We start from the raw sequence: 23229 nt of genomic DNA on the forward strand, positions 1-23229 counted from the left end.
GTCATATGATTTGACCAATTCGGGAAAACCACTCCCGTCCTGCAATACACAGATCCCGAGGCTCCGATGCCGTTTCAGAAAGTTCAGCCGGAAAAACTCTCGACCTCGGTCGTGCGCCAGATCGAGCAGCTGATTCTGCGAGGTATCCTGTCGCCTGGTGAGCGCCTGCCGGCCGAGCGGGAACTAGCGGAACGTCTGGGCGTATCACGCCCCTCGCTACGCGAAGCCATCGGCGAGCTGCAGGAACGCGGGCTTCTGACCTCGAAAGCAGGATCCGGTGTTTTTGTCGGCGATGTTCTGGGCTCGGCCTTTTCCCCCGCGCTGGTGCAGCTGTTTTCCAGCCATGATGAGGCGCTGTTCGATTACCTGTCCTTCCGCCGCGACATGGAAGGTCTGGCCGCCGAACGCGCAGCGCGGCTGGGGTCAGACGATGATCTGAAAGTGATCCAGACCATCTTTGACAAGATGAAAGCCGCTGGAAACCCCGCCGAATCCGAAGAAGCGGCAAAGCTGGATGCGCAGTTTCATTCCGCGATCATGGATGCCAGCCACAACGTGGTGATGCTGCATATGATGCGGTCGATGATCGATCTTCTGCGCGAAGGGGTGTTCTACAATCGCAAGGTCATGTTTCAGCAGTATACCTCGTATGAGGCGATCCTGGAGCAACACGAAGCCATCAATGCCGCATTGCAGGCGCGTGATCCCGCGGCAGCGCGCGCAGCCGTGGAACGGCATCTGGATTATGTGAAACAGGCCCTGATGGACCACCAGCGCGCCGAGCGGAACGCCGATGTTGCCCGGCAGCGGCTGGAACACGAAAAAAGCAAATCCTGACCCAGACGGGCGGACTTTGGATGACTGCGCCCACGCGACACAGCCATCTGCGCCTAGTGCAGGCTTTTCCGCCAGTCGATGATCGCCTTGCCAAGCCGATCCGCGATCTTCTGAAAATCGCCACTGCTCAGCAGCTCTGCCGCCGCATCCCGCCGGTTCTTTTCCACACAGGTCGCGATATGACCCGCCGCCTGATGAAAACGACTATGCGCCTGCGCTACAGCCCGAAAGTACGGAGAGTCACCGATTTCGGGATCCTGACGCAGCTTTACCAGCCATTTTCCAAAAGTGCATTGGTCGTCCTGGGAAATCTGCTCTGCCGACCAAGGCAGCTTCCCGGTCGCAACGGCCTCTTTCAGCTGTAGTTTCCAGCATCCATGCGCGCCGACCGCGTCTTTAATCTGCCGGTCCAGATCTACCTTGTCCATCCGGACACCTTTCAAAACTGCTACTCATAACAACCATAAAACCATAACCGAGCATACGTAAATGATGGTTAACGCCGCCGGGCTGCCGATCCGGGAAATACTACCGGCCCGGTGGCGCCACCTGTGGAGAGAGCACAGGGACGTCCATCCGGGCGGGAGAAGGGGCGCGTTGCAACCCGTTTTAACTTTCTTCAGGCGGCTGCAAAATCCATCAGGAAGCCACGCGACGGATCGGTCTCTGCCAGCCGTTTGCGAACCGGTCCCAAGGCGCCAAGGCATTGCGTGTCGATGATGCTTGCACCTGCGGTTTCCAGCGCCACGGCGATTGCCAGCGGTTCAAACGCACCCGACGGTCCCATCGGGTGAAATGTCTTCAGGCGGCTTTGCTGCGGCGTCATAGCGTCCTCCGGTTCCTTTGAACGTTGCTTAATCCACCATACCCGACAGGCCTGCGCGCCGCAGCACGGCAGGAGAACAGTCAGCGATGCTGACGGGTTAGCCCTCCTATCCAAAAGGATGGGAAACGGTCCCGACCCGCAGAAGACCCCGGAAACGCAAAAACCCGGGCGTTATCGCCCGGGTTTTCTAAGGTTTTAAACTGACTTTGGATCAGTGCAGTTTGGCGTCCACATCCGCGATGGCCGCGTCGATCAGCTTGTTCGCCTCGGTTGCAGTCATCTGCTTGGCGATAACCTGATCCGCAGCTGCAACCGCGATGGAAATGGCCTGATCACGCACTTCCTTCACAGCCGATGCTTCGGCAGAAGCGATCTGCTCTTCGGCTGCAGCCAGACGGCGTGCAATCGAGGTTTCCAGATCGGATTTTGCTTCATCTGCGGCTTTGACGGCGTCCTCGCGGGCGGCCGCAACGATGCGGTCAGCCTGCGCCTGGACTTCCTGCTGCTTACGCTCGTAGGAGGCCAGGATGGTCTGGGCTTCTTCCCGCAGGGCGCGGGCTTCGTCCAGCTCTTTCTGGATACCTTCGGCGCGCGAATCCAGCTGGCTGCCCAGCAGGCTCGGCACCTTCACGAACAGCAGAATGCCGACGAACAGAAGGAACGCGATCAGAACAACAAAGTTGGTGTTGCTCATGGACAGGAACGGACCACTTGCGGCAAAGGCCGGGGAAGTGGCGCCAAGGGTCAGGGCAATTGCCAGAACTGTGCGCATGTCCTTATCCTTTCATCCGTTCATCGACCGCAGCCGATACCGCTTTCGCGTCCGCCTTGCCGCCCAGGGCTGCAACCAGCGCCTCTGCGGTGTCGGTCGCCACAACCTTCACGCTTTCCAGCGCGCCGGCTTTGATCTCTGCGATGGCCTTTTCGGACTCGGCGGCCTTCTCGGCGATCTGTGCATCCGCCTTGGCGATTGCATCGTTCAGATCAGCCTGAATTTCCGCGCGGGTCTCTGCGGCGATGCGCTGCGCCTCGGCGCGTGCGTCGGCCAGAGCCTTGTTATATGCGTTTTCGGCCTCGACCGCTTTGGCTTTCAGATCTTCAGCCGCGGCGAGGTCATTGGTGATCGTTCCCTGGCGTTCCGCCAGTACCGCCGCAATGCGGGGCAGAGCCACGCGCGACAGAATGAGGTAGATCACGACCAGCGCAACGGCGAGCCAGAAGATCTGGTTTCCGAAGGTCGAGAAATCCAGTTGCGGCATGCCCGGTGCAGACCCGTGCGCTGCGTCCGCCGCGCCGTGTGCTGCCTCTTGCGTATTTGATGCCATGTCGTTCTCCTTGGGAACTTGCCGTTACACCGGGCAGCGCGATGATCCGCACTGCCCGGCCGTAAGGATTGAGGTTCCTGAGGTCTTAGACAGCGAACATCAGCAGCAGAGCGACCAGGAACGAGAAGATGCCCAGAGCTTCTGCAAAGGCGATGCCGATGAAGAGAGTTGCGGTCTGGCCGGCGGCTGCCGACGGGTTGCGCAGAGCGCCTGCCAGGAAGTTGCCGGCTACGTGGCCCACACCGATTGCGGCTGCGCCGGAACCGATTGCTGCCAGGCCTGCGCCGATGAACTGACCGAGTTGTGCGATATCGCCTTCCATGGGTTTTCTCCTTACGATGGAATTGGTGATTTAGGGTCTCGGGTGAGCCGGACAGCTCACCCGGATGAGGGAACGATCCTGCCTTAGTGGCTCGGGTGCAGTGCGTCCTTGAGGTACACGCAAGTCAGGATGGTAAAGACGTAGGCCTGGATGAAGGCCACAAGAACTTCGAGAGCGTAAACTGCGGTGATGGCAAAGATCGGCAGGAAGCTGAATGCGCCCAGAGCAGCGGCAAAACCTGCGAACACCTTCAGAACCGCGTGGCCAGCCATGACGTTACCCGCAAGACGAATGGAGTGGCTGACGGGGCGAACGAAGTAGGAAATAAGTTCGATGATGGCCAGGATGGGGCGCAGCGGCAGCGGCGCGCTCGACACCCAGAACAGGCCCAGGAAACCGGCGCCGTTCTTGACGAAACCGACGATGGTCACGGTGAAGAACACCAGCGCAGCCAGAACCGCGGTCACGGCGATGTGGGAGGTGGTGGTGAAGGACATAGGCAGCAGACCCAGGAAGTTCGCCATCACGATGAACATGAACAGGGTCATGATGTAGGGGAAGAACTTCACACCGTCCTTGCCTGCAACGTCTTCAACCATCTTGTAGATGAAGCCGTAGGCCAGTTCCGCAACCGACTGGGCGCGGCTCGGCACGATGGCGCGGCGCGAAGAGCCCAGAACCAGCAGCGCGAAGACTGCGACGACTGCGAGGCCCATCCACAGGGTCACGTTGGTGGGGGTGTACCAGGAAATGTGGTCACCGCCGAACAGCGGGGTCACGATGAACTGATCCATCGGGTGGATCGCCAGGGCGGCATGCTCGGGTGCAAACACAACCCCTGCTACAAGGGCCAGCGCCAGTGCCGCGTAAAAGAAAATCTTGCCCATCTGTCCGTGTCTCCTGTCGCCAGTGCCTTCCCCCTTGGGGTCAGCCCCGGTCTTGCGCATTTTTGTCGGCCTCTTCGGCCAGTTTCTCGTTCTGGATCTCCTGCGCCGTGCGAAGCATCGTCTTCACCCCGGCGGCAAGCCCCAGCATTATGAACAGCACCATGAAGATGGGCAGGGTTCCAAACAGGTGGTCCAGCCCGTATCCGATGCCAAAGCCGATCCCGAGACCGGCTACCAATTCGATCACCATCCGCCAGGCCTGATTGGCCAGAGAGTAGTGTTCATCCACGCGCGGCTTGGGCTCCTGGGCCTTACGCGCCTCCGCCAGCTTTGCCTCCAGCTGCGCCATGCGCTGCTTTTGGTCGTCATCTGTCACGGGCGCCATCCTCACGTGAATTCTGAAGAGGGTGCTAAGGGGTGCGGGGCTCAGAGTCAATTGCCCAGATAGGGCTGCGACAAGCAGTCTACCGCATTGAAATTAAACCACATTCCAAACCATCGCCATCGCCGGGTTTGTCGAACAGGAGGCCAGATGCGTCGATTCCGGGTAAAAACCCTTATTCAACTTTTCGGTTAAGTAAGAAAACAGCGCCTAAGCGCGCTATACGACAGAGCATGCTGGGCCTTGACCGGTGGGCGCGCTGCGTCTAACGCCAAAGGGTGACTAACCGCGCCGATCTCGATACCGTCTTTGCCGCTCTCGCCGATCCCACCCGGCGGGCGATCCTGACCATGTTGCTCGAAGACGACATGGCCGTCACTGATGTGGCCGATCCTTTCGAGATGTCTTTGGCTGCGATTTCCAAGCACCTGACCATTCTGACCCGGGCCGGGCTCATCGCGCAGGAAAAACGCGGCCGGGTGAAATGGTGCAAGCTGCAACCTGACGCCCTGCGCAGCGCCTCGGTCTGGATGCAGGGTTTTGGCCAGTTCGAGCCGGTGAACCTTGATGCCTTTGAACGGTTTCTCGCCACCGAACTCGGCAGCGATACGGCAGAGGCCAGCGAATAATCCCATCGGGCCCGCCCCTCAGGTCGGGGCGCGGGCCGGTTTCGCGTCATCTTCCAGCAACAGCACCAGCGCGATGACCGTCAGAGCGATCCCTACCAGCAACAGCCCAGATGGCACCGGACGCCCCAACGCAATTTCCCAGACAATCACCCAGCTGGGCGTCAGATAAGTATAAGCCATGACCTTGGCCGAGGGCAGGTGCAGGGTTGCGTATTGCAGCAGGACAAAGGTCGTCGCGCTGGCAAAGATCGCCAGATAGAAAAGTCCGATCCAGACAATGCCCGGCAGGTTCATCCAATCCGTGCTGCGGATATCGTTCCAGCCAAAGACGGTCAGGATCACCCCGCCAGCGATCAGCATCCCGAAGGTAAAGACCACCGCAGGCTCGCCCCGGTTCAGCTTGCGCACCATGGGGGTATAGACCGCGTGCGAGACACAGCCGATGAAATAGATCATCTCTCCCTGGCCGATCTCAAAGGCGGTGAAGGCGGACCAATCGGCGCGGAAGATGACCCAGAGCGCGCCAGTGGCTCCGATGGCCAGCGCCAGCGCCATACGCGGCGTTGTCACCTGCCGCAGCAGGATCCAGCCGAAGAGACCGCTCATCACCGGGGTCAGGGTAAAGACCGCTGAGGCGCTGACCGGATCCGCTGTCTTCAGCCCATAGAACATCAGCACAAAATAGGCCGCGAACAGTCCGCCCAGCACCAGAAACCGCCAGGGAGCGCGAAAATGGCTGGCGCGGAACTTCCGCGTGCCGAGCGCCACAGCGCCGATCAGCACCGCCGCAAGGGCAAACCGCGCCGCATTGAGCGCCGCCGGGGCGATTTCATTGGCAACCATGACCCCAAGCGAGAAAGACCCCGCCACCAGAGCCGAAAACACAAGCATGGCGATGTGGCCGCGCAGCGCCGGGGTCAGGCCACCCATTCTTTCGACCTTTCCTTCAGGAACTTCAGGAAGCTCTGCACCTTGTTGGTGCGGTGCAGATCGACATGGGTGACCAGCCACAGGCTGCCTTCCCACTCCTTCAACGGCTCCATCATCGGCACCAGATTGCTGTGCCGGGCGGCTTCCCACAGGGACATGAAACCGATCCCGGCATCGGCCAGAATGGCCTCCTGCATCGCGACACCGTCCGTGCAGCGGAACATGATCGTCTCGGGCGTAGTGTGATCCCGCAGCCACCTGTTAAAGGGCGCCCGGCTGTCTGCGTTGTCGCTGCCGACGAAACGGTGGTTCGGCAGATCCTCGACACCGTTCAGCATGCCGTGCTTGTCCACGTAACTCTGGGTGGCGAACAGCCCCACTCGCTGACTCAGGAAGGGTTGTACCACGTTGTCGGGCTGATCGGGGGCATTGCCTGCCCGCAGCGCCACATGCGCCTCACCATACTCCAGCCGAAACAGGCGCTCACCGGTCAGATAGCGGATGATCAATCCAGGATGCATCTGCTGGAACTCGGTCAGCACCGGCACCAGAAGATGCGACAGGGACGACAGAGAGGTCACCACCAGTTCACCCGTGACTTCATCCCCCTGCCCTTTGAGCCGCCCAGCCAGCTGGCTGAACTGATCATCCGTGGTCTGCGCCACCCGCAGCAGATCCTGCCCCGCTTCGGTCGGGGTATAGCCGCGCGCGTGACGCTGGAACAGTTTCACCCCCATCCGGGCTTCGATTGCGTCGATATGGCGGATGACCGTGGCGTGGTGGACCCCCAGAACCTCTGCCGCGCCGCTGACCGTTCCCATGCGAGCCACCTGATAGGCCGTACGCACCTCATCCCAGTTTTCCATTCCGGTCTCCGTCTGCAAATTACCCAGCTGCGCACGCACGCACACGAGCTGTGATTTATCAGCGATTGTGTTCAGTTTTGCAATCGTACATCTCAATAGCAGAGCTTCACTCGTGAACAGGAAAAAGACAATGACCAAGACCGTATTGCATATCGACTCCTCGGCCCGCCGCGAAGGTTCGGTGTCCCGTGACCTCAGCGCCAAGATCGTTGACCGCCTGGCAGCAGACACAGTTGTCCGCCGCGATCTGGCCACGCCGCTGCCGATGCTGAGCGAGGACTGGATCAACGCCAACTTCACACCGGCCGATCAGCGCAGCGACGAGCAGAAACAGCTTCTGGCCCAGTCCGATGCCTTGGTGGAAGAACTGAAAGCCGCTGACACACTGGTCATCGGCGCGCCGATCTACAACTTTGCCGTTGCCTCCAGCCTCAAGGCCTGGATCGATCTGGTTGCCCGCGTCGGCGTGACCTTCAAATACACCGATCAAGGCCCGGTTGGCCTGCTGGAGGGCAAGCGCGCGATCATCGCCCTCGCCTCTGGCGGCACCGAAATTGGCTCCTCCATCGACTTTGCCTCCGGGTACCTGCGCTACATGCTGGGCTTCATGGGCATCACCGACGTCGAAATCGTGGCAGCTGACACGCTGGCCGTCGATGCGGATGCAGCCCTGGCGCGCGCCAACACCCAGATCGAGTCGCTGGCGGCCTGATCCCCGGCCCTTCTCGGGACACACAAAAAACAAAAGAGCCCCCGCATCGGGGGCTCTTTGCGTTTAAAATGCTGCCTGAATGGCAACAGGCCGGGCGATCAGGCCTCGATCTCTTTGATCATGTCGACGCGTGTTGCGTGGCGGCCACCTTCGAATTCGGCAGACAGAAAAGCGTCAGCGATCTCCAGCGCCAGACCTTCACCCACCACGCGGGCACCGATCGACAGGATATTGGCATCGTTGTGTTCGCGGATCATCCGGGCCGAAAACGGGTCAGAGCAAACGCCGCAGCGGATGCCTTTGACTTTGTTCGCGGCCATCATGATGCCCTGCCCGGTGCCACAAAGGATGATGCCCAGGTCGCAATCGCCCGAAGCCACTTTCTGCGCCGCTGCTTCGCCGTGCTTGGGGTAATGAGTGCTTTCCGGCGTGGTCGGGCCGATGTCAACCACCTCCCAGCCCTGTGCCTCGATATGCTTGGCGATGGCCTGCCGCATGTCGATCGCGGCATGATCGCTGGAAAGAACGATACGTTTGGTGTCTGCCATGATAAAGGTGTTCCCTTGATGATGTTGCGGATCAGACGGCGGCTGTGCCTCAGATCCAGTTTACCGCAACCCCGATGCGGTCGAAGAATGCCAGAAGATCGCCGCGCGGCATGACCACGGTGCGGTCGTTGACCAGCGGATGCATGTTGATCACATCCACGTCCTGCGCGGCGCGATCCAGATAGAATGTCACGTTCTTTTCGACGCCGGTGATCATCGCCAGCGGGCTGACAGCGCCGGGCCGGATGCCCAGATGCTCCATCAACCGGTCTGCCGATCCAAAGCTGAGCCCGGGCGCGCCGATCTCCTTGCCCAGTGCCTTGAGGTCAACCTCGCGGTCCTGCTCGACCGAGATCAGATAATTCCGCTTCTTGCGGTCACGCAAATAGAGGTTCTTGATCTTCAGCGCCGAGACACCCGGCTCGGCCATGTCGGCCTCGACCGTCTTGGCCTCTTCCACGGTGCGCAGCGGCACATGTTCATGCAGCCTGTAGGTCAGCCCCCAATCCTCCAGCCGCGCCAAGAGCGCGTCCGAGGAAACAGGCATGTCATCATGTTGATCGACTGTGGCGTCCACTTTCGCTTCCATAGGCTCGCATTCCGCTCTATCTGAACTGTCCAGTTGGCACCTCTATTGCCGCAAATCGGCCGCAGGCACAATGCGGCCCCATCGCAGGCGCGCTCTGCACCGGTCTGCTCTGGTCCGCGCGGTTGACTCCTGCCCCCATCCGGCGTATCGACAGCCAACTTTCCGGAAGATCGCCCGAGTCTTCCGGTCCCCGTGCATTCGCCGGGGATCGCCCTCCACCAGCGTGTTACGCCCGTGGGGGCATTTGTGCATGGGCGTCATGGTCCCTACATACGGGGGCAGGAAACCGTAACCGGCTCAGGAGGCCGCAAGGCATGTTTGAAAATCTATCCGAACGCCTTTCCGGTGTTTTCGACCGGCTGACGAAACAGGGCGCCCTGTCCGAGGAAGACGTCAAGACCGCCCTGCGCGAAGTGCGTGTTGCCCTGCTGGAGGCCGACGTTTCGCTGCCCGTGGCGCGCGATTTCGTCAAAAAGGTGCAGGAACAGGCGACCGGTCAGGCCGTGACCAAATCAGTGACGCCGGGCCAGCAGGTCGTCAAGATCGTGCACGACGCCCTTGTGGACACCCTGCGCGGTGAAGGCGATCCGGGCGAGTTGAAGATCGACAACCCACCCGCGCCGATCCTGATGGTCGGCCTGCAGGGCTCGGGTAAGACCACCACCACCGGTAAGCTGGCCAAGCGGCTGAAGGAAAAAGAGGGCAAGAAGGTCCTGATGGCCTCGCTTGACGTCTATCGCCCGGCGGCGATGGATCAGCTGGCCGTCCTTGGCACCCAGATCGGCGTCGACACCCTTCCCATCGTCAAGGGCCAGAAACCCGTCGACATCGCCAAACGTGCCAAGCAGCAGGCGGCCTTGGGCGGCTATGACGTCTACATGCTCGACACCGCCGGTCGTCTGCAGATCGACGAAGTCCTCATGCAGGAAGTCGAGGACGTGCGCGATGTGGTTTCCCCGCGCGAAACCCTGCTGGTGGTCGATGGTCTGACCGGTCAGGTCGCGGTCGAGGTCGCCGAGGAGTTCGACGCCAAGATCGGCATCTCCGGCGTGGTCCTCACCCGGATGGACGGCGACGGGCGCGGCGGTGCGGCACTTTCTATGCGCGCCGTCACCGGCAAGCCGATCCGCTTTGTCGGCCTGGGCGAAAAGATGGACGCCATCGAGACCTTTGAGCCGGACCGGATCGCGGGCCGGATTTTGGGCATGGGCGACATCGTTGCGCTGGTAGAAAAGGCCCAGGAAACCATCGAGGCCGAACAGGCCGAGCGTATGATGAAGCGCATGATGAAGGGTCATTTCAATATGAATGACCTGAAGATGCAGCTGGAACAGATGCTCCAGATGGGCGGCATGCAGGGCATGATGCAGATGATGCCCGGCATGGCAAAGATGGCCAAACAGGTCGAGGATTCCGGCATGGACGACAAGGTGCTGAAGCGCCAGATCGCCATGATCCAGTCGATGACCAAGAAAGAACGTGCCAACCCTGCCTTGTTGCAGGCCTCGCGCAAGAAACGCATCGCGGCCGGCTCCGGCATGGAGGTCTCCGACCTCAACAAGCTTCTGAAGATGCACCGCCAAATGGCGGATGTGATGAAGAAGATGGGCAAGATGGGCAAAGGCAAGATGCTGAAACAGGCCATGAAGGGCATGTTTGGCAAAGGCGGCGGTATGCCCGATATGGCAGGTGGTCTGCCCGGCGGCATGGATCCCAGCCAGATGGACCCCAAGGCGCTGGAAGCCGCAGCCAAGGCGATGGGCGGCAAGGGTGGCCTGCCCGGCGGTCTGCCAGGTCTTGGCGGCATGGGCGGACTGCCCGGTGGTCTCTCCGGTTTTGGCAAGAAGAAGTAACAGCTCATGACCGTGACTATTCCCACCATCGAAACCGAACGCCTGATCCTGCGCGCGCCGGAACTGTCGGACTTCGACGTGATGTGCGAATTCTATGCGTCCGAACGCGCCACCTACGTCGGCGGCCAGATGAAGCCCGAGCAGGTCTGGCGCCACCTCGCCTGCGAGATCGGTCACTGGCACATGCTGGGCTACGGCCGCTGGATGGTGGATGAAAAATCCACCGGCAAGGTTGCGGGCAACATTGGCCTGTGGAACCCGCATGGCTGGCCCGAGCCGGAAATCGGCTGGGACCTGTTCGAAGGTTTCGGCGGCAAAGGCTACGCCACCGAGGCGGCAACAGCTGCGCGCTCTTTTGCTTATGACGTTCTGGGGTGGGACACCGTGATCAGCCTGGTGAACCCGGAAAACCACGCCTCGCGCGCGGTGGCAAAACGCCTGGGTGCGCGCCGCGATGGTGATTACACCCATCCGCGCCTTGGCACGCTGGAGCTTTGGCGTCACCTGTCCCCGGCAGAGGTCACCGACGGCGGCATGGAGGCTTATGCCTGATGCCAGCCACCATCCCGACCATTGAAACCAAGCGTTTGATCCTGCGCGGCCCCGAGCCCGAGGATTATCCGAACTTTAAGGCGACATTTTCGTCTTATCGCGCGCGTTTCATGGGCGGGCCGCTGAACCCGTATGAATCCTGGATGCTGTATGCCGCTGAAATCGGCCACTGGCAGATCCGCGGCTTTGGCATGTGGATGATCCACGACAAGGTCACGGACGAGACCTACGGCATGGCGGGCGGCTGGAAACCCGCAGGCTGGCCCGAGCGTGAAATCGCCTGGATCATCTGGCCTGAAAAGGCTGGAAAGGGCTACGCGCTGGAGGCGACCAGCGCCGCGCGGAGATATTTCTACGACACCTTGGGCTGGGATGGGGCGGTCAGCTACATCGACCCCAAGAACCTCGATTCCATCCGCCTGGCCGAACGCCTTGGCGCCAAGAAGGACAATGATGCCGAGACCATCGACGGCAGCGACGCGGTCTACCGGCATCCCTCGCCCGAGGTGCTGAAGGGCAGCCAGATTGCCCATGGCATCGAGATGGAAATCAGCCACTACGCCGACCCGCTGTTCAAACCGAAAGGATGGGCCATTGACTGACATGAGCAATGATCCTGTTGCACGCGCCGCCGAAATCCTGAAAGGGCACCGCGAAAGCATCGACCGGCTGGACGCGATCCTTGTCTATACCCTCGGCGAGCGCTTCAAGCACACCCAGGCAGTGGGCAAGCTGAAAGCCGAACACGACCTTCCCCCGTCCGATCCGGCCCGCGAGGCAAAGCAGATCGCACGGCTTGAAGACCTGGCAACTCAGGCGGACCTCGACCCTGAATTTGCCAAGGCGTTCCTGAACTTCATCATTGATGAGGTCATTCGCCACCATAAGAAACACCAAGAATAAGCGGGATTGATCCGACAACCGGAAATCCCGTTCAACGCCATCAAAGGAGAATGAAACCATGGCAATGAAAATTCGTCTGGCCCGCGGCGGCTCTAAAAAGCGTCCCTTCTACCGCATCGTGGCTGCTGACAGCCGCATGCCCCGTGACGGTCGCTTCATCGAGAAGCTCGGCACCTACAACCCGCTGCTGCCGAAAGACAGCGAAGAGCGCGTGAAAATGGACATGGAGCGCGTTCAGGCATGGCTCGACAAGGGCGCCCAGCCCACCGACCGTATCGCCCGGATGCTGGAAGCCGCCGGTGTGCGCGCCAAAACCGAACGCAACAACCCCAAGAAAGCTGTTCCCGGCAAGAAAGCTCAGGAGCGCGCTGAAGAGAAAGCCGCCAAGGCCGCCGAAGCTGCTGAAGCCGCTGAAGCACCCGCAGACGCGGAATAAGACCATGACGCTGCGAAAGACCCGTGATCAGGGCGCCTTCCCTGAGGGCTTTCGCAGCGAATTGGACCGGTTGATGCGGCTTCGGCGCGATGTGCGCCGTTTCCGCAGGGACCCTGTGGACGAGGCAGTGCTTGCGCGCTGCCTCTCTGCGTTTCTGCTGGCGCCTTCGGTGGGGCTCAGCGAACCCTGGCGCGTTCTACGTATCGAAAGCGATACCGCCCGCGCCGCAGCCCTTGAGAATTTCAAGGCCGCCAACGCCGAAGCGTTGCAAGGCTACTCTGGCGCACAAGCCGAACGTTACGCCGGGCTGAAACTCTCGGGCATGCAGGAGGCGCCGGTGCAACTGGCGATCTATTGCGACGATGCCACCAGCAAGGGGCACGGTCTGGGCGCAGGCAGCATGCCGGAAATGCGGCGTTATTCCGTGGTCTGCGCCATCACCCTGTTCTGGCTGTCGCTGCGCGCCGAAGGGTTGGGCCTTGGCTGGGTCTCGGTGCTGGATCCCGAGCAGCTGAACCGCGATCTGAAGGCCCCGGAAGGTTGGCAGCTGATCGGCTATTTCTGCATTGGCCACCCCGAAGTCACCGAGGACGAGACCCCGGAACTGGAACAGCAAGGCTGGGAAAGCCGCCGGGACGGCCTGCCGGTCGAAACCCGCTGATCCCCAAGCCGGCATCTGCCGACCTCTTGGAGGCGGCCAGCGAAACTTCGCCTTGTCATGAACACCCCAATGGCTCAGATAGGGTTGGATGAAACCGGTCTGCGATCAACAGTTACACAGGATACAGCCATGAGCGATCTGATTTGCATCGGCGCGGTGGCCGGCGCCTTTGGGGTACGAGGCGAAGTCCGCCTGAAAAGCTTTTGCGCCAATCCCGAGGACATTGCGACGTATGGCCCGCTCAGTTCCGAGGACGGCAGCCAGAGCTATACCGTGTCACTGACATCGGTAGTCAAAAACGGCTTTGCTGCGCGCCTTGGCGGGGTGGAGACCAAGGAACAGGCCGATGCGCTGAAGGGGCTGCGCCTTTTTGCCCCGCGCGATCGCCTGCCAAGCCTGCCGGATGATGAGTATTATCATGCCGACCTGATCGGTCTTGATGTCTATGATACCGGCGGCACCCTGCTGGGGCAGGTGAAATCGGTACAGAACCACGGCGCTGCCGATCTGTTGGAACTGCACGGCCCGGGGATGAAGAACACGGTTCTGCTGCCCTTTACCCTTGCGGCGGTCCCGACAGTGGATCTGGAACAGGGCCGGATCATCGCCGACCCACCCGAAGGGCTGTTCTGAGCCGGGCTGTACGCTCCCCGACCCTTATGTTTCAGCCACGATCGTTTTTCTGAAACCAGTCAAAAACCATCTCCACCCCGCTCAGAAGGGTGCTGTCCCGCGCCTGCAGATCTGCGCCCGGCGCGGGCAGGCGCAGCCATGAGCGGTAGAGGCGATGCAGAAACAGGAACCGGAAAACCGGATCTTGCGTCACGGCCTGCCCGTAGCCTTGCTCAAAGGCGGCCCAGTCGCTGCACGCGACGCTGCCAAATCCAACCGCCTTCCCCTGCGCGCCGCCCCCTGTGGCCAGATGGTCGGGCAAGTTCGCCAACCAGAGATTGGCAATATCCGAATGCGGCAGGGAAAACCGGGCGTTGGAAAAATCGATGAATGAGACCAGATCCTCGGTGATCAGGATGTTCCTAAAATGCAGATCCCCATGCTGCAGCGCCGCCTGATAGGGCAGCCCTCGCGCCTCCCGCGCGAAGCGGTGCAGCATCGCACAGAGGCCTAAAAACCTATTTGACCTGCGGATCTGCAAATCGCCCGCCCGCACCTTGGCGGCCCGGCCCTGCACCCGCGCCAGATGCGGTTTTGGCCAAAACCGGCGCTGCTCCACCGCTCCGGCCGCATGCAACTGCGCCACGGCACCGCCAATCCGGCGCAGCAGAACCTCCCTATTGCCCAGACCGTGGTCCGCAAAGGACAACTCGCGATAGGCGGTTTCCCCGGGCGCAAACTCAAAAAGCGCGATGGGACGCTCCGGATCCAGCCAGACCAGCTCCGGCACATTGACGCCCAGAACCTCCCGGAGCGCCTGCGCCGCCGCACGATGGCGGTCGTGGTGGGCGCGCAAGGCCGCCAGATTGCCCTCAGCAAAATCCGCCCGCAGCACGAAACGCCGTTCGTCAGCCGTCCGGATCCCCAGAACCGCGCGGCTGTCCCGCCGGGACGAATTCACCTGCATCATGCTGAAAGCGGCCCCATCCGGCGGCAGGCCCGCGTCTGCGGCAATCCCCGGCCAAAGGGCCATCGCACGCTGCTCCACCTCTGCCACGGATGGCTTCTGGTGGAAGGCAGGCAGCCGGTTCATCATTTCATCGGGCATGGCAGGGGCAAAGCTTTCTGTTGCGACCGGCCCAGTTTCAACTAAACAACGGGATATGAGCAACCCGACAAAATCCCATGGCCGCAAGGCGATCCGCCCAACGCTGAAACCGCGTGAACTGATGACACCGACTCCGGATTTGGCCGGGGTGTGGAAGGTCAAGATCATGACCCTGTTTCCCACCGCCTTTCCCGGTGTGCTGGGCGAAAGCCTGACCGGCAAGGCCCTGCAGGAAGGGCTGTGGCAGATGGAGACCATCGACCTGCGCCAGTTCGGCGTCGGCAAGCATCGCAACGTGGATGATACCCCCGCAGGCGGCGGCGCCGGGATGGTGCTGCGCCCCGATGTGCTGGGCGAGGCGATCGACCATGCCATGGATGGGGTGCAGGGCAACTGGCCGCTGATCTACCTGTCGCCGCGCGGGCGGCGCATGGATCAGAAGATGATGCAGAACCTCGCGCGTTGCGACGGCATGACCCTGCTGTGCGGGCGGTTCGAAGGCGTCGATGAACGCGTGCTGGAACACTATGGCATTCAGGAGGTCAGCCTCGGCGATTTCGTGATGACCGGCGGCGAAATCGCGGCGCAGGCCCTGATCGACGCCACCGTGCGACTGATCCCCGGCGTCCTGGGCAACCAAGCCTCAACCGAGGAGGAAAGCTTTTCCTCCGGGCTGCTGGAACATCCGCAATACACCCGCCCCGCCGAATGGAAGGGTCGCGAGATCCCCGAGGTCCTGATGTCCGGCCACCACGGCAAGATCGCCGAGTGGCGTCACCAGATGAGCGAAGAGATCACCAAGGCGCGCCGCCCGGACCTGTGGGACGCCTATTGCGAGACCAAGCAGGACTGATCCGGGGGCGGCGCCTATACAGCCCCCGGCCCTACTGCGTCAGGGCGCGGCGTTGTTCTTCTTGACGGTCAGGTCCGTCCCCTTGCGGAAGGTGATGTCCCCCTTGGACTGCTTGCGCTCGGTCTCCCAGCCCAGCTGCCCCGAGGAAATGCTATCGTCGGGATAATGCGTCTTCAGCTTCCAGGCGCCGCCGCCTGCGCTGCGCTCCAGCACCACCCGGCAATGCGGGATCATCTTCACCCCGCCATCGCGTTCGATGAACTTGACGTTCAGCGCCTTGAACAGCTGATCCATGGTCTGTGCGCCGGTTTCGAATTTCTCCAGTTCGCTCTTCACGGTGGACACATCGACAGCGTCACCATCACGCTCAACCGCGTAGCCCCAGCCAACCGAACTGGATGGCTTGCCCAAGAGCACGGTCAGATTCTTGAACTCGGTGGTGACCGCCGTGTGGTCCGAGGTGTTGCCCTCGGCCCAATGGGTGAAATCCTTGAGCTTGTTGGCCACGTCCAGCGCTGCCTCTACCGCTTCTTTTTCCAGAACCGGCGTGGCCCACATAGACCCTTTGCCGCCGCTGTACTGGGTCCTGTCGAACTTGTTGACGATATTCTGCGCGGTCTTGTCGATGTCAGCGATCACGCGTTTGCCGTCCTCTTCGGTGTAGGTGACCTTGACCTGGTTCCAGGTTTCCGTCTGTGTCACCCCCTTTTCCTGGCGGCTGACGCCCGAAGTATTACCATCCTGATCCGGCGTGACGCCATCCTGCGTTGAAGCGCGCATCGCCTGCCGCTCCATCCCGGTCTGTGCGCCGTGGCGGCCGGTGCCATGTCCCTCGCCACCCTCTTCGGCCTTTAGCCTCTCCTCCTGCCAGGCCTGCGCCTCGGCCTGTTTCTTGATCAGCGCCTCGATCTGGGAGCGGGCCTGATCCACCGGCACGCTGTCCAGCATCTCATCCAGCGCCGAGATGCGTGATTTGATATTGCCCAGCGCGGTGACGAATGCCTTTTCCTTCTCCAGCTTCTCGCTTTTCATTTTCTCGATGTTGTCCAGCAGCTCGCTGCGCGAGGTCTCAAGCACTTTGCTTGCCGTGTCGAGCCGCTTCGAACTGGCCTCGACCTGTCGCTGCTTGGAGGCGATATCCTTTGGCTTGGTCAGCCCCGACAGAGTGTCCTGCAGATCCTTCAGCACACCTGCCTCGCGGGTCACGGCAGCCTCCAGTTTCTTCAGCTTTTCAGCCTCGGATTTGATGCGCGACGCGAGCATCTTGGCGGCCTGGCCCGCATCCGACTTGTCAAAATCCGCGCTCCGCTTCTCGACGCTCTGCTCTTCGGAGGCCAGCGCCTCCTTCACATAGCCGACCATTTCCTTATCCAGCAGTTCCAGCCGTTTCTGTCCCTCGGCCCATTCACCCTTCTTGAAATGCTCGACGACGGCGGCAAAATGCTGACGCAGCGCCTTGCGCTCATCATCCATGATCTTGCCTTTGACCTTGTCAAAGCGGGCCGTGGTCGCCTTCAGCCGGGTCTTGGCGTTGACCTCTTCACGCGACGCCTCTGATCCGCCGCCGATCAGGCCAATCAGCTCTTCCATCCGGGTGTTGAGTTTGCTCAAGATCGCGGCTGCCTTGTCCACCGCGCTGTCCTTCTGCTCCTCAATCTGGCCGAACAGGATGCGCAGCTCCTTGCGTTCCTCGTCGGTGATCTTGCCCTTGATCTTGTCAAACCGCGACACCACCGCCTGCAGCCGTTTTTCGAACTTACCATCGGCGCTGTCCGCCCCGCCTGCGTCCACATCGGCGTCCACGATCTTGTAGGCGAATTGCGTGCCCTTCATGACCGGCTTCAGATTCTTTTCCAGAATCTTGCCCTTGACCGGGCTCAGCTTCAGGGTGCCATCCTCGACAAAACAGCGGCCGACGGCGTGCGTCTTGGCCTTGGCTTTCAGCTCTTTCAGCAACGGCGCGGCGGTCTCTCCGACCACCAGAATAGTCTGCGGCGCGCCATTGAGCGCCACCTGATCGTAGTAATGAAACTCGCTCAGGTTCGCGTCGAGCTTTTTGAGTTCCTTCTTCAGCTCCGCCTTGTAGCTTTGCTCACTATTGAAAATATCCAGCTTTTTGAAAGGCATGGTCACTCCTCCTACCCATGAGGCACATTTAAACAGCACGGCCAGAAAGAGCCGGCGCAACAACTTGATCTATCAATTCCCCCAAACGGTAGCCCCATAAGCCCCGGCGAGCAAAACAAAAGCGTTGCGAAGAAGTGGGGTTACGGCACAATTCCCTTGAAACATTGGCGCCACAGGCCTAAAAGCCGCTCGTCTGGTACCGGATTCGGTTCCGGGCGTTCTGCCTATGTGCGCATATCCTGCCTGACTTTCTTCGGTCATCTGACAGGGCGCGGATCGGCACTCAGGAACGATCGGTGTGATCTCTGGCGGGCTGCACAAGCGGGACCCGGTGAAGACCAAGAGCTCTCATATCCGCGCAAAACTTCGTGGAACAACCACGAGCAAAATAGGAGAAGATCAGATGGACCTGATCGCACAGCTGGAGGCGGAACAAGTTGCCGCCCTGGGGAAAGAGATCCCCGATTTCAAAGCCGGTGACACCATCCGCGTCGGCTACAAAGTGACCGAAGGCTCGCGTAGCCGTGTTCAGAACTATGAAGGCGTCTGCATCAGCCGTAAGAACGGTTCTGGCATCGCCGGTTCCTTCACCGTCCGCAAGATTTCGTTTGGCGAAGGCGTGGAGCGTGTGTTCCCGCTGCATTCGACCAACATCGACAGCATCACCGTCGTACGCCGTGGCCGCGTGCGTCGTTCCAAGCTGTACTACCTGCGTTCGCGTCGCGGCAAATCCGCCCGTATCGCTGAAGACGCAAACTACAAAGCTAAAGCGTAAGGAGTGGTATCATGAAAGCCGACACCCATCCCGACTACCACTTCATCGACGTCAAAATGACCGATGGCACCATCATCAAGATGCGTTCCACCTGGGGCAAAGAAGGCGACCAGCTGTCGCTGGACATCGACCCCTCCGTGCACCCCGCATGGACCGGCGGTTCGACCCGCCTGATGGACGCCGGTGGCCGCGTGTCCAAGTTCAAAAAGAAATACGAAGGTCTGGGCTTCTAAGACCAACTATCGGTTTCGAAACGAAAACCGCTCCATTCGGGGCGGTTTTTTTTATTTTGGCGCAAGCACAAATTAGATAGAGGCCATGCATAGCCCGAGCAAAAATTGTAAAATCTTTTCAAATTGACAAGCTTTTTGAGGCACAGTTTTTCGAAATCGTGGATACACTGAAACGAAAGGCCGCAGCCAATGCTCTCCCAAGCCAGCCCTTCCCGCATCAAAAACCTCCCCGAGGCTTTGGCGGAGAATCGAGGGCATGGAACCCCCGTGAGCCAATCGGAAGTCACTGCGGCTGTTACTCTTTTCCGAGAAGGCAGAATCTCAGACGCCCTGTCCACAGCACAAGCTCTGGCGAAACGCTCCCCCGACTTGGTCCCATTGCTGGACTTGCAGGGCGCGTGCCTGAAGGCCCAAGGCGACCTGTCAGGCGCTCTGGATTTCTTCAAACGCAGCCTGGAGGCTGGAGGCAATCCCGCCATCGGGCATTTCAATATCGGCGCTATACTTCTTCAACTCAATTACCTCGATCTCGCAACCAAACACCTGAGCAAGGCCGTCGTCCTAGATCCGAAAAACCCGGCGGCGAGCAGAGCACTGGCCATGTCCCTGAACGAACAAGGCCACTATGCGGAAGCCGTGCATATCATCTCAGCTCTTATCGAGAACAATCCGGTTACCGATGAATTACTCAACGTACTGGGCCTATCACTACGCCGCCTTAACCGTCTGACAGAGGCGAAGGCCTGCTATAATTCGGTGACCCCGACCTCACCAGCTGGTGGAGAAGCCCAATATCAGCTTGGCCTCATTGCATTATCCGAAAACAAAAATGACACCGCAAAGCAGCATTTCCAGAACGCTCTGGACCTAAATCCCCGGCTGACGCCCGTGCACCGCAACATGTCCCTGGTGATCACCTATGACAAGGATCATCCCCACCTGAGAGACATGCAACAACTCCTCAACGAGGGCGACCTGCAGCCCAGCGCAGAAAGCGAACTGCGTTTTGCGCTCTACAAAGCTCTGAATGATACCAGGCAGTACGACGCCGCATTTGAGCATCTGGAACAGGGCAACAGCCTCAAGAAGCAAACGATCAGATATTCGATCGAGAAGGACGAAGGCATATTTGCGTACCTGAAGCATACCTTTGCTGAACCGGCACCGGTTGCCACATCTGAGCTCGGCTTTCGGCCAATTTTCATCGTCGGGCTGCCGCGCTCAGGCACAACGGTAACGGAACGCATCCTATGCGGCTGCGAAGGTGTGACAGGCGCTGGCGAATTGCAGTATTCCACAACTGCCATGTCCAAGCTGATGCAGCAGATGGCAACAAAGAAGCAAACGAAATTCACACAAGCCGACGCACAGGCCCTGCGAGACGCAGTTGGGCAGGCCATGCAGGGTCACGCCAATGGCGCACCTGTTGTAATCGACAAGATGCCGCTCAACTTTCGTTGGGTCGGCGGCCTTCTGGCAGCTTTCCCCGAGGCGCGGATCGTCTACACCACGCGCATGCCCCGCGATCAGCTCTGGTCTCTTTATCAGGTTTGCATGGCGGGTAGTGGCAATGGGTTCAGCTATGATCTCAGCGACATTGCCCAATATCAGGCTCTAACGCGGGACCTGATGCAACACTGGATGCGGCTGTTTCCGGACCAGATCCATCAACTGGACTATCACGCGCTCACGAAAGATCCCGAAGAGCACATCCGGCCATTGGTGGATTTCTGCGGGCTGGAATGGTCCGATGACTGCCTGCATCCAGAAAACCGTGAGAGCGCCATTCAAACGGCATCGTTGCAGCAGGCGCGACAGCCGATCTATCATCGCTCGACCCCGGACTGGCTGCCCCACGAGGCACGTCTCGCGTCAGCATTCGAGCAGTTGAACCAATTGGGGCTGTAGCAGCGCCGGAACGAAGTGTTCCAATTAACACATGGCATCCTGCGGCAGTGCATCAGCTGCACTGCTGCCCCCGCCTGATGCGGCAAAAATCAGGCTCTAATTGGGGTAGTTCAACGCTTTTCATTGATTCGGGCACTGTCTATAGTCCGCACAAAATCGCTCCCGCGGCGCGGGGAACCAAAGGGATCATTGAATGGCGCATATCATTGTCGTCGGCAACGAAAAGGGCGGTGCGGGGAAATCCACCGTCTCCATGCATGTGGCAACCGCTCTGGCACGGCTGGGGCACAAGGTGGCGGCGCTGGATCTGGATCTGCGGCAACGCTCGCTTGGTCGGTATCTGGAGAACCGCAAGGCCTTCATGACACAGGCCGGGCTGGAATTGCCCATAGTGGATCTGCACGAATTGCCGGACATTGACCCCGACAGCCTGCAACCGGGCGAAAATATCTATGATCACCGCCTGTCCGCTGCAGTCTCCAGCCTTGAGCCGGACAATGATTTCATTCTGATCGACTGTCCCGGCTCGCACACCCGGCTGAGCCAGGTGGCGCATTCGCTGGCCGATACGCTGATCACGCCGCTGAACGACAGTTTCGTCGATTTCGACCTGCTGGCCCATACCGATGACAAGGGCGACAAGATCACCGGCCCGTCGGTCTATTCGGAAATGGTCTGGAATGCGCGCCAGTTGCGGGCGCAGGCCGGGCTGAAACCCATCGACTGGATTGTGATCCGCAATCGCGTCGGCACCCAGCGCATGGTCAATAAGGAAAAGATGGAGCGCGCCATCAACATGCTGTCCAAACGGATCGGCTTTCGCGTTGCGCCGGGCTTTTCCGAGCGGGTGATTTTCCGCGAGCTCTTCCCGCGCGGCCTGACCTTGCTGGATCTCAAGGACGTGGGCGTCAAACAGCTGAACATCTCCAACATCGCCGCCCGGCAAGAGCTGCGGGACATGATGAAAGAGCTGAACCTGCCCGGTGTCGAGATCAATATCTGAGTCCTGCCCGGCTCGCTCCCCTCTTTGGCGCCGGATCAGTCCTTACCGAGGCTGATTCAGCGTCTCGTAGATGGTGAACAACTCGATCGGCTCGGCCACGCTGCGCAGCATGTAGCGGCCGAGAGACACCAGATCGTGCCCCGCCTCTGCCCCGGCGCGCTGCACCTCCTGTGACAGGATCACGCTTTGCCCGACCGAGTGGTGCAAGCCGGAAATCCGCGCCGTCTGGTTGACGATCGGCCCGATCACGGTGAAATCCAGCCGGTTTTCCGAACCGATATTGCCATAAAGAATGTCCCCGGCGTGCAGCGCCAGGGTGAACCCCGGCGCAGGCAGTCCTGCCTCGGCCCGCTCGATATTGCGCAGGCGGATCTTCTGACGCAGCTCACTCGCCGCATCCAAAGCCGCCTTGGCGTCCTTGCTGAGCGAGCCGAGGTTGAACATCGTCAGCATCCCATCGCCCATGAACTTCAGGATATTGCCCCCGTGGGACTGGATCACGGTCACGGCAATGCCGAAATAATCGTTCAGCATGTCGATCACCTCGGGGCCCGGCACCTGCTCGGCGAGGCTGGTAAAGCCTTTGAGATCGAACAGGCAGATGACCGCGTTGATCCGGTCCGACGACCCGCGCTGGATTTCGCCAGACAGCACTCGCCGCCCGGCATCGCGCCCCAGATAGACCTGCAACAGATCCTTGGCCATCTGCTGGTTTGACATCGACTTCAGCGCCAGACCCAGATGCGGCGCGATACTGCGCAGCAAGGACAAATCGCGTTCGCTGAAACCGTCCGGGTGATCGCTGCTCAGGGAAATCAACACCCCTTCGGACGGCCGGCTGGGATCCAGCGGGACCTTTTCGTCGGAAAAACGCAGGCCAAAGGCGAAATAGTCGGTCACGCCCTGCGCCCGCAGATCCCCCAGCATTGGGAAACGGATGACATGCTGATCATTCAGATCCGAGCGGAATTCCTCCAGATCCTCAGCCAGAAGATGGAACAGCGGGCTTTGCAGCCAGGCATCGCGCGGCGCCTGCCGGTGCTCGTAGCGTTCCTGAGACATCCCACCAGTGCGGGTCCAGCTGAACCCGATCCCGCCGAACTGCGGGTGAAAGGCGCGTTGCGCCAGATGAAACCGCCACAGGGGCATGCCGAGGGCGACCATCTGCTCGCAAAACGCCTGCAGGAAACCTTCGCGCTCATGGCTGCGCAGCCCTTGCTCGGTCAGCCAGGAGATCAGGGCGGGGGCTCGGCTGTCTGTCTGATCCACGGGAAAGGGTCCTCGGTTTGCGCGGGTGTTTTGCCAGTATCCGGCACTCTCTGTGTCCGGCAGTATCTGGGGTGCCGAAGCCC

29 protein-coding genes are annotated in these 23229 nt (G+C 60.4%); 15 read left to right on the plus strand and 14 right to left on the minus strand.

The features are described from left to right. Positions 1-66: 66 nt before the first annotated feature. Positions 67-837 (plus strand): FadR/GntR family transcriptional regulator, encoded by a 771-nt coding sequence (locus tag C6W91_RS12850; RefSeq protein ID WP_065271554.1) that lies wholly within the window; start codon positions 67-69, stop codon positions 835-837. Positions 838-890: 53 nt separating this feature from the next. Here C6W91_RS12850 and C6W91_RS12855 read toward each other — a convergent pair whose 3' ends face one another. From C6W91_RS12855 to C6W91_RS12885, 7 genes are all read right to left on the minus strand, one after another. Then, positions 891-1265 (minus strand): CZB domain-containing protein, encoded by a 375-nt coding sequence (locus C6W91_RS12855; protein ID WP_065271555.1) that lies wholly within the window; start codon positions 1263-1265, stop codon positions 891-893. Positions 1266-1456: 191 nt separating this feature from the next. Then, positions 1457-1663, minus strand: a complete 207-nt coding sequence (locus C6W91_RS12860; protein ID WP_065271556.1) for a hypothetical protein — start codon at positions 1661-1663, stop codon at positions 1457-1459. 211 nt (positions 1664-1874) lie between these two features. Further along, positions 1875-2435, minus strand: coding sequence for a F0F1 ATP synthase subunit B (locus tag C6W91_RS12865; RefSeq protein WP_065271557.1), 561 nt, complete (start codon positions 2433-2435; stop codon positions 1875-1877). A 4-nt stretch (positions 2436-2439) separates the two neighbouring features. Then, complete coding sequence (locus tag C6W91_RS12870) at positions 2440-2988, minus strand: F0F1 ATP synthase subunit B' (RefSeq protein ID WP_065271558.1); 549 nt, start codon at positions 2986-2988, stop codon at positions 2440-2442. Positions 2989-3073: 85 nt separating this feature from the next. Continuing rightward, entirely contained in the window at positions 3074-3310 is a 237-nt protein-coding gene (locus C6W91_RS12875) for a F0F1 ATP synthase subunit C (protein WP_008205040.1), read from the minus strand. Between the two features lie 83 nt (positions 3311-3393). Next, entirely contained in the window at positions 3394-4197 is an 804-nt protein-coding gene (locus tag C6W91_RS12880; protein WP_065271559.1) for a F0F1 ATP synthase subunit A, read from the minus strand. A 40-nt stretch (positions 4198-4237) separates the two neighbouring features. After that, positions 4238-4582 (minus strand): AtpZ/AtpI family protein, encoded by a 345-nt coding sequence (locus C6W91_RS12885; protein ID WP_197492345.1) that lies wholly within the window; start codon positions 4580-4582, stop codon positions 4238-4240. Positions 4583-4857: 275 nt separating this feature from the next. Between C6W91_RS12885 and C6W91_RS12890 the strand changes: the two genes are divergently transcribed. Further along, entirely contained in the window at positions 4858-5208 is a 351-nt protein-coding gene (locus C6W91_RS12890; RefSeq protein WP_065271560.1) for a helix-turn-helix transcriptional regulator, read from the plus strand. An 18-nt stretch (positions 5209-5226) separates the two neighbouring features. Here the strand turns inward: C6W91_RS12890 and C6W91_RS12895 are convergent, their stop codons facing one another. After that, complete coding sequence (locus C6W91_RS12895) at positions 5227-6138, minus strand: DMT family transporter (RefSeq protein ID WP_274839983.1); 912 nt, start codon at positions 6136-6138, stop codon at positions 5227-5229. Next, entirely contained in the window at positions 6126-7004 is an 879-nt protein-coding gene (locus C6W91_RS12900; RefSeq protein WP_065271561.1) for a LysR family transcriptional regulator, read from the minus strand. The genes C6W91_RS12895 and C6W91_RS12900 overlap by 13 nt, the downstream gene beginning before the upstream one ends. 130 nt (positions 7005-7134) lie before the next feature. Between C6W91_RS12900 and C6W91_RS12905 the strand changes: the two genes are divergently transcribed. Beyond that, the gene (locus tag C6W91_RS12905) at positions 7135-7716 is read left to right on the plus strand and encodes an FMN-dependent NADH-azoreductase (RefSeq protein WP_065271562.1); all 582 of its coding nucleotides are present in this window, start codon (positions 7135-7137) and stop codon (positions 7714-7716) included. Positions 7717-7814: 98 nt separating this feature from the next. On the opposite strand, the gene rpiB is transcribed toward C6W91_RS12905, so the two are convergent. Continuing rightward, positions 7815-8264 (minus strand): ribose 5-phosphate isomerase B, encoded by a 450-nt coding sequence (rpiB, locus tag C6W91_RS12910; protein WP_065271563.1) that lies wholly within the window; start codon positions 8262-8264, stop codon positions 7815-7817. Positions 8265-8313: 49 nt separating this feature from the next. Beyond that, entirely contained in the window at positions 8314-8853 is a 540-nt protein-coding gene (locus tag C6W91_RS12915; RefSeq protein ID WP_274839984.1) for a prolyl-tRNA synthetase associated domain-containing protein, read from the minus strand. 314 nt (positions 8854-9167) lie between these two features. Between C6W91_RS12915 and ffh the strand changes: the two genes are divergently transcribed. The 7 genes from ffh (at position 9168) to rimM (ending at position 13891) form a co-directional block, all read left to right on the plus strand. After that, a complete protein-coding gene (gene ffh, locus C6W91_RS12920) occupies positions 9168-10706 on the plus strand; it encodes a signal recognition particle protein (protein WP_274839985.1) in 1539 nt (512 codons plus the stop codon). 6 nt (positions 10707-10712) lie between these two features. Next, positions 10713-11258, plus strand: a complete 546-nt coding sequence (locus C6W91_RS12925) for a GNAT family N-acetyltransferase (RefSeq protein ID WP_065271565.1) — start codon at positions 10713-10715, stop codon at positions 11256-11258. Further along, the gene (locus C6W91_RS12930) at positions 11258-11860 is read left to right on the plus strand and encodes a GNAT family N-acetyltransferase (protein ID WP_065271566.1); all 603 of its coding nucleotides are present in this window, start codon (positions 11258-11260) and stop codon (positions 11858-11860) included. Before C6W91_RS12925 ends, C6W91_RS12930 begins: the two co-directional genes overlap by 1 nt. A gap of 1 nt (position 11861) precedes the next feature. Then, positions 11862-12161, plus strand: coding sequence for a chorismate mutase (locus tag C6W91_RS12935; protein WP_065271567.1), 300 nt, complete (start codon positions 11862-11864; stop codon positions 12159-12161). A gap of 58 nt (positions 12162-12219) precedes the next feature. Continuing rightward, positions 12220-12597 (plus strand): 30S ribosomal protein S16, encoded by a 378-nt coding sequence (rpsP, locus tag C6W91_RS12940; RefSeq protein WP_065271568.1) that lies wholly within the window; start codon positions 12220-12222, stop codon positions 12595-12597. Between the two features lie 4 nt (positions 12598-12601). Further along, positions 12602-13258, plus strand: coding sequence for a 5,6-dimethylbenzimidazole synthase (gene bluB / locus C6W91_RS12945; RefSeq protein WP_065271569.1), 657 nt, complete (start codon positions 12602-12604; stop codon positions 13256-13258). Positions 13259-13387: 129 nt separating this feature from the next. Beyond that, the gene (gene rimM / locus C6W91_RS12950) at positions 13388-13891 is read left to right on the plus strand and encodes a ribosome maturation factor RimM (protein ID WP_065271570.1); all 504 of its coding nucleotides are present in this window, start codon (positions 13388-13390) and stop codon (positions 13889-13891) included. Positions 13892-13922: 31 nt separating this feature from the next. Here rimM and C6W91_RS12955 read toward each other — a convergent pair whose 3' ends face one another. Then, positions 13923-14978: a phosphotransferase family protein gene (locus tag C6W91_RS12955; protein WP_082996038.1), complete on the minus strand. Its 1056-nt coding sequence runs from the start codon at positions 14976-14978 to the stop codon at positions 13923-13925. A gap of 55 nt (positions 14979-15033) precedes the next feature. On the opposite strand from C6W91_RS12955, the gene trmD reads away from it, so the two are divergent. After that, positions 15034-15831 carry a tRNA (guanosine(37)-N1)-methyltransferase TrmD gene (gene trmD / locus C6W91_RS12960; RefSeq protein WP_065271571.1) on the plus strand — a complete coding sequence of 266 codons (798 nt, stop codon included), beginning with the start codon at positions 15034-15036 and terminating at the stop codon, positions 15829-15831. 39 nt (positions 15832-15870) lie between these two features. Here trmD and C6W91_RS12965 read toward each other — a convergent pair whose 3' ends face one another. After that, the gene (locus C6W91_RS12965) at positions 15871-17958 is read right to left on the minus strand and encodes a hypothetical protein (protein ID WP_065271572.1); all 2088 of its coding nucleotides are present in this window, start codon (positions 17956-17958) and stop codon (positions 15871-15873) included. 403 nt (positions 17959-18361) lie between these two features. Here C6W91_RS12965 and rplS point away from each other — a divergent pair, with 403 nt between their 5' ends. From rplS to C6W91_RS12985, 4 genes are all read left to right on the plus strand, one after another. Continuing rightward, complete coding sequence (gene rplS, locus C6W91_RS12970) at positions 18362-18733, plus strand: 50S ribosomal protein L19 (RefSeq protein WP_065273597.1); 372 nt, start codon at positions 18362-18364, stop codon at positions 18731-18733. A gap of 11 nt (positions 18734-18744) precedes the next feature. Then, entirely contained in the window at positions 18745-18966 is a 222-nt protein-coding gene (gene rpmE, locus C6W91_RS12975; RefSeq protein WP_065271573.1) for a 50S ribosomal protein L31, read from the plus strand. Positions 18967-19155: 189 nt separating this feature from the next. Next, positions 19156-20874, plus strand: coding sequence for a sulfotransferase (locus C6W91_RS12980; protein ID WP_370570915.1), 1719 nt, complete (start codon positions 19156-19158; stop codon positions 20872-20874). Positions 20875-21067: 193 nt separating this feature from the next. Further along, a complete protein-coding gene (locus C6W91_RS12985; protein WP_065271575.1) occupies positions 21068-21877 on the plus strand; it encodes a division plane positioning ATPase MipZ in 810 nt (269 codons plus the stop codon). Positions 21878-21919: 42 nt separating this feature from the next. On the opposite strand, the gene C6W91_RS12990 is transcribed toward C6W91_RS12985, so the two are convergent. Then, positions 21920-23146 carry an adenylate/guanylate cyclase domain-containing protein gene (locus tag C6W91_RS12990; protein WP_065271576.1) on the minus strand — a complete coding sequence of 409 codons (1227 nt, stop codon included), beginning with the start codon at positions 23144-23146 and terminating at the stop codon, positions 21920-21922. Positions 23147-23229: the final 83 nt, after the last annotated feature.

Origin of the sequence: Phaeobacter sp. SYSU ZJ3003 (assembly GCF_041300735.1) — a bacterium.
GTDB lineage: Bacteria > Pseudomonadota > Alphaproteobacteria > Rhodobacterales > Rhodobacteraceae > Phycobacter > Phycobacter gallaeciensis_A.

Coding starts and splice junctions, on each gene's coding strand:
- C6W91_RS12930 (WP_065271566.1), top strand. CDS start 11,258: ATGCCAGCCACCATCCCGACCATTGAAACCAAGCGTTTGATCCTGCGC.
- C6W91_RS12935 (WP_065271567.1), top strand. CDS start 11,862: ATGAGCAATGATCCTGTTGCACGCGCCGCCGAAATCCTGAAAGGGCAC.
- C6W91_RS12955 (WP_082996038.1), bottom strand. CDS start 14,978: ATGCCCGATGAAATGATGAACCGGCTGCCTGCCTTCCACCAGAAGCCA.
- rimM (WP_065271570.1), top strand. CDS start 13,388: ATGAGCGATCTGATTTGCATCGGCGCGGTGGCCGGCGCCTTTGGGGTA.
- C6W91_RS12865 (WP_065271557.1), bottom strand. CDS start 2,435: ATGCGCACAGTTCTGGCAATTGCCCTGACCCTTGGCGCCACTTCCCCG.
- C6W91_RS12915 (WP_274839984.1), bottom strand. CDS start 8,853: ATGGAAGCGAAAGTGGACGCCACAGTCGATCAACATGATGACATGCCT.
- bluB (WP_065271569.1), top strand. CDS start 12,602: ATGACGCTGCGAAAGACCCGTGATCAGGGCGCCTTCCCTGAGGGCTTT.
- C6W91_RS12855 (WP_065271555.1), bottom strand. CDS start 1,265: ATGGACAAGGTAGATCTGGACCGGCAGATTAAAGACGCGGTCGGCGCG.
- rpiB (WP_065271563.1), bottom strand. CDS start 8,264: ATGGCAGACACCAAACGTATCGTTCTTTCCAGCGATCATGCCGCGATC.
- rplS (WP_065273597.1), top strand. CDS start 18,362: ATGGACCTGATCGCACAGCTGGAGGCGGAACAAGTTGCCGCCCTGGGG.
- trmD (WP_065271571.1), top strand. CDS start 15,034: ATGAGCAACCCGACAAAATCCCATGGCCGCAAGGCGATCCGCCCAACG.
- C6W91_RS12905 (WP_065271562.1), top strand. CDS start 7,135: ATGACCAAGACCGTATTGCATATCGACTCCTCGGCCCGCCGCGAAGGT.
- C6W91_RS12850 (WP_065271554.1), top strand. CDS start 67: ATGCCGTTTCAGAAAGTTCAGCCGGAAAAACTCTCGACCTCGGTCGTG.
- rpsP (WP_065271568.1), top strand. CDS start 12,220: ATGGCAATGAAAATTCGTCTGGCCCGCGGCGGCTCTAAAAAGCGTCCC.
- C6W91_RS12900 (WP_065271561.1), bottom strand. CDS start 7,004: ATGGAAAACTGGGATGAGGTGCGTACGGCCTATCAGGTGGCTCGCATG.
- C6W91_RS12860 (WP_065271556.1), bottom strand. CDS start 1,663: ATGACGCCGCAGCAAAGCCGCCTGAAGACATTTCACCCGATGGGACCG.
- C6W91_RS12885 (WP_197492345.1), bottom strand. CDS start 4,582: ATGGCGCCCGTGACAGATGACGACCAAAAGCAGCGCATGGCGCAGCTG.
- C6W91_RS12875 (WP_008205040.1), bottom strand. CDS start 3,310: ATGGAAGGCGATATCGCACAACTCGGTCAGTTCATCGGCGCAGGCCTG.
- C6W91_RS12985 (WP_065271575.1), top strand. CDS start 21,068: ATGGCGCATATCATTGTCGTCGGCAACGAAAAGGGCGGTGCGGGGAAA.
- C6W91_RS12880 (WP_065271559.1), bottom strand. CDS start 4,197: ATGGGCAAGATTTTCTTTTACGCGGCACTGGCGCTGGCCCTTGTAGCA.
- ffh (WP_274839985.1), top strand. CDS start 9,168: ATGTTTGAAAATCTATCCGAACGCCTTTCCGGTGTTTTCGACCGGCTG.
- C6W91_RS12965 (WP_065271572.1), bottom strand. CDS start 17,958: ATGCCTTTCAAAAAGCTGGATATTTTCAATAGTGAGCAAAGCTACAAG.
- C6W91_RS12870 (WP_065271558.1), bottom strand. CDS start 2,988: ATGGCATCAAATACGCAAGAGGCAGCACACGGCGCGGCGGACGCAGCG.
- C6W91_RS12980 (WP_370570915.1), top strand. CDS start 19,156: ATGCTCTCCCAAGCCAGCCCTTCCCGCATCAAAAACCTCCCCGAGGCT.
- C6W91_RS12895 (WP_274839983.1), bottom strand. CDS start 6,138: ATGGGTGGCCTGACCCCGGCGCTGCGCGGCCACATCGCCATGCTTGTG.
- rpmE (WP_065271573.1), top strand. CDS start 18,745: ATGAAAGCCGACACCCATCCCGACTACCACTTCATCGACGTCAAAATG.
- C6W91_RS12925 (WP_065271565.1), top strand. CDS start 10,713: ATGACCGTGACTATTCCCACCATCGAAACCGAACGCCTGATCCTGCGC.